Origin of the sequence: Rhodococcus sp. NPDC057014 (assembly GCF_042673295.1) — a bacterium.
Classification (GTDB): Bacteria; Actinomycetota; Actinomycetes; order Mycobacteriales; family Mycobacteriaceae; genus Rhodococcus_F.
This window is the reverse complement of sequence record NZ_JBHUSF010000508.1, coordinates 1-3,925: the sequence shown is the minus strand read 5'-3', so window position 1 is coordinate 3,925 and position 3,925 is coordinate 1. Positions and strand designations below refer to the sequence as shown.

The following is a 3,925-nucleotide window of genomic DNA, read 5'->3' as shown; positions in this document are numbered from 1 at the left end:
CCGGCGGTTAAGAAGTACTCACAGGGCGATAGCCTTTTTTGCATGCCCACAGCCCTGATCACCGGCGCCAGCCGTGGCCTCGGAGCCGCCATCGCCCGCGAACTCGCACCGACCCACGACCTCCTGCTCGGCGCCCGGTCGGCCGGGTCGCTCACCGGCATCCTCGCCGAACTGCCGGCCGCGACCCCCTGGCCGGTCGAGCTGACCGACTACGACGCGGTGGCGGCGGCGTGCGCACCGATCGACCGGCTCGACGTCCTCGTCCACAACGCGGGCGTCGCCGACCTCGCGACCGTCGCGGAGTCGACCGTCGACCAGTGGCGGCACACGCTCGAGGCGAACGTCGTCGCGGTGGCCGAACTGACGCGACTGCTGCTGCCCGCCCTGCGCGCCGCAGGCGGGCACGTGGTGCTCATCAACTCGGGTGCCGGCATCCGCGCGAACGCCGGCTGGGCGTCGTATGCGGCGAGCAAATTCGCGCTCCGGGCGTTCGGGGACGCACTGCGGCTGGAGGAGCCGTTACTGCGCGTCACATCTGTTCACCCCGGCCGGATCGACACCGATATGCAGCGTGCCATCGTGGCCGGCGAGGGCGACGAGTACCGGCCGGAGAAGTACCTGCAGCCGTCGACGGTCGCAAAAGCCGTGCGTACCGCGGTGGAGACGCCGCGTGACGCGCACCCCACAGAAGTCGTGCTGCGGGTGCGCTGACAGCGGAGAAACCTGCGTGAGATACATCACAGATTGATCTCACAGAAAGGCTTTAAGCTGCTCACAATCAGTCGCCCTACAGTTCTTCTCATCAGCAGAGATCGCAAACGCGAGTCGGTTCCACCGAGCTGACTCCCAGGAGGTATTCCCACGATGAACACCGAACAGCGTATGCACAGCGACACCGTCGTCGCGGTCGACGGCGACGTCTTCGCGACGATGTTCACTCTCGATCTCGGTGACGGCGAGGTCGATCGCGACGCGGTCGAGCGGATTCACGGCGGCGAGTTCGACGAGTGGATCGAGGCGGCAGCGCGGTCCGGTCTGTTCACCCCGCAGGCGGTCGCGGCCCTGGTTCAGCAGTGGCAGGAGAACCCGAAGTCCCTGTTCGACGCGCTCCTCGTCGATGCCGACGAGATGACCCACAAGCGCTACGCGATCATCTGGGACGCGCTCGACGACGCCGACACGTTCGAGAGCGTCGAATACGCCTGACGGTCAGAACGGCCACGCGGGGACGGGCGGCAGGCCCTCCCGCGTGGGGCGTCCGATCACCCAGGCCAGCAGTTCGGTGCGCGGAAGATCCGGCACCCGGACGTCCGGATGCCGGGCGGCCAACTCGGGCAGCTCCGATTCCAAGGTCTGCTCCACGAACAATTCCGGCCAGTCGGCCACCGAGTAGTCGAGGCCGAGGTCCACGTGGTGGATCTCGAGTTCACGCCACCGCAGCACCGGCACCTGACGCGCCGGCACCCGCTGACGCCAGTTCACCGGCGTCTCGTACCGATCTTCGGTGATCCCGCGCAGCGACTCGATCACCCGCCGTCCCGCGAAGCGGAAATCGGCCACCAACAGTTCCGCCGGACGTCCGGCCCCCTCCTCGATCGCCGCGGCCCGCGCGGCCGGACCACCCGGATACATCTCCGGCGCCGCCTCACCGGTGAGCACCCCGACGGCGAACCGGTTGAGCGCATCGGCGTTCCTCGCGAGGTGCGTGACGACGTGTCCCCGGCTCCATCCCGGCAGCAGCGACGGCTCCCGCGCCTGATCGTCGGTCAACCCCGACAGCGCGGCCTCCACCGTCCGGTGCGATTCGGCAACAGCGTCGAGCAGTTCGACATACGACAGTGCGGCACCCGGTGACGTCATGCAGACGATGCTAGCGCGTGACACAATCGTGCCGCTACCGAGCCCGGCTGTCGGACAACGTGATTGAAACGTGTGTGCGATGTGACGAATCCGCTACGCAGGAGATACCGAGTAGGGCCGCATCGAAGGCATTGCTGCGCAGGCGGTCCGGTGGGGCGGCGGCTTCAGCGTGCGACGAAGTCGAGCAGCAGCTCGTTCACCTCTTCGGCCCGCTCCTGCTGAACGAAGTGGCCGGCGCCGTCGAGGAGGTGGATGCCGCGCAGGTCGGGAACGGTGTCGCGCATCCGGTCGAGGGCCTGCGCACCGCTCATCGCGAGGACGGGATCGCGTGCACCGGCCACGAACAGCGTCGGCACCTCGATCTGGGCAACCCGGACTCTCGCCGAGCGTTCCCAATTGGCGTCGTACGCCCGGTACCAGTTCAGGCCGCCGGTGAAACCCGTCCGGGTGAAGACCTCCACATAGTGTTCGAACTCGTCCTCCGTCAGCCACGACCACGGCAGGGGTGGGGCGTCGGGCAATACATCCAGGTACCCGTTGCCCTCCGACGGGTGCTGCCAGATGTCCAGGTAGCTGTAGTCGCCCGACAATGCATAGAACAGCCGCTGCAGGAAGCCGCGGGGGTCGCCGTCGAGTTCGCGGTCTGCGACCCCCGGTTTCTGGAAGTAGTGGATGTGCAGGAAGTGCTTGCGCGCCAGCGACGCATAGAGCTCCGACGGGCGCAGCGGGAAGCGGTCGGGCATGTAGGGAACGGCCAGCAGCACCAGCCCGGACACCCGTTCACGGTGACGGAGCGCGACGGTCCAGGCCACCGGAGCGCCGAAGTCGTGGCCGACGAACACGGCACGGTCGAGTCCGAGCGCGTCGAGCAGGCCGATCAGCGCGTCCGACACCCGCTCGTTGGTGTAGTCGTCGATGTCGCGGGGTACGTCGGTGCCGCCGTAACCGGGCATGTCCGGGGCGATGGCGCGGTACCCGGACGCCGCGAGGGCCAGCATCTGGTGCCGAAAGCTGTAGCCGAGGCCCGGGAACCCGTGACACAGGATCACGGGCGGACCGTCACCCAGTTCGCTGATCTGCCAACGGAATCCGTCGACCGTGACCGATCGTCCCGTCGACGTCGCCATGCTCCGAATCCCTCCACCGGCTGGAACGCGTTCTCGCAGTGTACCGTAACGGCGACGCCACTAGAATGCACGTGATTCGCAGTGGTAACCGTCGACCGGCCGGGGAAGTGGGGTGATGCGCAATGGTGGAGGCACGCTCCCGCCACGAGTTCGTCGCCGTCCAGCTGCGGCAGCGCATCATGCAGCGGCGGTATGCGGTGGGCGAGTCGCTGCCGAGCGAGAGCATGCTGTGCGCAGAATTCGAGGTGTCGCGCGGCCCGGTGCGCCAGGCCCTCGCGACGTTGAAGAACGAGGGGCTCATCCAGCTGTCCCAGGGCAAACCGGCCGTGGTCCGCAGCCACGACATCACTCAGACGCTGGACACGTTCACCCCGTTCACCCAGTGGGCGCACCGCACCGGACGCACCGCGGGCAGCCGCACGCTCGAGATCTCCCGCCGCCGGGTGTCCGAGCCCGCCGCCGCCGCGTTGGGGGCGGGGCCGGACGACTTCGTCGTCGAGGTTCTCCGCGTCCGGCTGCTCGGCGGCGAACCGACGATGCTCGAGCGGAGCACGTTCACCGACCGCGTCGGTTCCCTGCTGTTCGAGTTCGACGTCGACTCCGGGTCGATCACCGACTATCTCACCTCCCGCGGCGTCCGGTTCGAATCGATGGAGCACGTACTCGACGCCGTCGCCGCCACCGAGGCAGAGGCCGAACACCTCGGCATCGCCCCCGGCAGCCCGCTGTTGCGGGAACGCCGGACGTCGCGGGATCAGCACGGCGACATCTTCGAGTACGCCGACGACCGGTACCGGCCCGACCTCGTCGCCTTCAGCATCGTGAACGCCCGGACCGTCGACCCGCGGGGTCCGTCGGGCGACAGCAACGGCCCCTGATCGTCGGCGGCCGGCGTGCAATTCCGGTGCGACGAACGGGACGCTCGTTCGATCTGACGC

General features: G+C 68.2%; 5 protein-coding genes. 3 read left to right on the top strand and 2 right to left on the bottom strand.

Features of this window, described 5'->3' with window-relative positions:
• Nucleotides 1-42 precede the first annotated feature (42 nt).
• Entirely contained in the window at nucleotides 43-711 is a 669-nt protein-coding gene (locus tag ACFTZB_RS43890; protein ID WP_378442017.1) for an SDR family oxidoreductase, read from the top strand.
• A 153-nt stretch (nucleotides 712-864) separates the two neighbouring features.
• On the top strand, nucleotides 865-1,206 hold the full coding sequence (locus tag ACFTZB_RS43885; RefSeq protein ID WP_378442015.1) for a hypothetical protein: 342 nt from the start codon (nucleotides 865-867) through the stop codon (nucleotides 1,204-1,206).
• A 3-nt stretch (nucleotides 1,207-1,209) separates the two neighbouring features.
• On the opposite strand, the gene ACFTZB_RS43880 is transcribed toward ACFTZB_RS43885, so the two are convergent.
• Together ACFTZB_RS43880 and ACFTZB_RS43875 are read right to left on the bottom strand one after the other, a co-directional pair.
• Complete coding sequence (locus ACFTZB_RS43880) at nucleotides 1,210-1,860, bottom strand: maleylpyruvate isomerase family mycothiol-dependent enzyme (protein WP_378442013.1); 651 nt, start codon at nucleotides 1,858-1,860, stop codon at nucleotides 1,210-1,212.
• Between the two features lie 164 nt (nucleotides 1,861-2,024).
• Complete coding sequence (locus tag ACFTZB_RS43875) at nucleotides 2,025-2,987, bottom strand: alpha/beta fold hydrolase (RefSeq protein WP_378442011.1); 963 nt, start codon at nucleotides 2,985-2,987, stop codon at nucleotides 2,025-2,027.
• A gap of 122 nt (nucleotides 2,988-3,109) precedes the next feature.
• Here ACFTZB_RS43875 and ACFTZB_RS43870 point away from each other — a divergent pair, with 122 nt between their 5' ends.
• Complete coding sequence (locus tag ACFTZB_RS43870) at nucleotides 3,110-3,865, top strand: GntR family transcriptional regulator (protein WP_378442009.1); 756 nt, start codon at nucleotides 3,110-3,112, stop codon at nucleotides 3,863-3,865.
• Nucleotides 3,866-3,925 lie beyond the last annotated feature (60 nt).